At 69.2% G+C, this 1239-nt stretch carries 1 protein-coding gene; it reads left to right on the top strand.

The window, feature by feature from the left end; translation table 11 throughout:
* Positions 1–1239 (top strand): phage tail tape measure protein (locus ABD140_RS39660; protein WP_344248189.1); only part of this gene is annotated, 1239 nt, incomplete at both ends.

The following is a 1239-nucleotide window of genomic DNA, read 5'->3' as shown; positions in this document are numbered from 1 at the left end:
TCCGCCGCCCAGCTGGGGGCCGGGCCCGCCAAGGCGGCCGAGCTGTCCAAGGTCGCCGCCAAGACCTTCGAGGCCGGGTGGGGCGACTCGTTCGACACCGTGAACCTGGCGATCAAGGGCGTGGTGCAGAACATCGGCGATGTCTCCAAGTCCGCCGGCGGGATGCAGGGCGTCACCCAGAAGGTCCTCGCCCTGTCGCAGACTTTCGACCAGGACCTGGGCGGGACCACGGCGGCGGTCGGGCAGCTGCTCAAGACCGGGCTGGCCCGCAACGCCGATGAGGCGCTGGACATCCTGACCAAGGGGTTCCAGTCCGGGGCGAACAAGGCCGACGACCTCCTGGACACCTTCACCGAATATGGCACCCAGTTCCGAAAGTTCGGGTTGGACGGGGCGACCGCCACCGGGCTGCTCTCCCAGGGGTTGAAGGCCGGCGCCCGCGACGCCGACACCGTCGCCGACGCCCTCAAGGAGTTCTCGATCCGGGCCGTCGACGGGTCCAAGACCAGCGTGGCCGGGTATGAGGCGCTCGGCCTGTCGGCGAACAAGATGGCCGCCCAGATCGCCAAGGGCGGCCCGGCCGCCAAGCAGGGCCTGGACACCGTCCTGGACCGGCTGCGCGCGGTCAAGGACCCCTTGAAGCAGTCCCAGATCGCCGTGCAGCTGTTCGGGACCAAGGCCGAGGACCTCGGCCAGGCCCTGTTCAAGCTGGACCCCTCCAGCGCCGTCAAGGCGTTGGGCAACGTCTCGGGCGCGGCCGACAAGATGGCCAAGACCCTGCACGACAACCCGGCCGCGGCGCTGGAGAAGTTCAAGCGCACCGCCACCGCCAAACTCGCCGAGGTCGGCGGCGGGATCGTGCAGTGGGCGATGCAGAACCAGAACATCGTGCAGCCGCTGGCCATCGGCCTGGGCGTGGTGGCCGCCGCGATGGTCGCGGTGCGCATCGCCCAAGCCGCGTGGACGACGATCCAGGTGGTGGCCACCGCCGCCCAGTGGGCCTACAACGCCGCCCTGTCGGCCAACCCCATCGGGCTGATCATCATCGCGGTCATCGCGCTGGTGGCCGGGATCGTGCTCCTGTGGAAGAAGAACGAGACCTTCCGCAAGGTCGTCACCGCCGCCTGGCAAGCCATCTGGGGCGTGGTCAAGGCGGTGGGGAAGTGGTTCGCCAACACGCTGTGGCCCTGGATGAAGGGCGCTTTTTCCAAGATTGGTAGCGGGGCGTCGGCGGTCTGG

This window comes from Actinocorallia libanotica (genome assembly GCF_039525175.1).
Lineage (GTDB): Bacteria > Actinomycetota > Actinomycetes > Streptosporangiales > Streptosporangiaceae > Actinocorallia > Actinocorallia libanotica.
The sequence above is the reverse complement of the archived record's forward strand: the minus strand, read 5'-3'. Positions and strand labels throughout refer to the sequence as shown.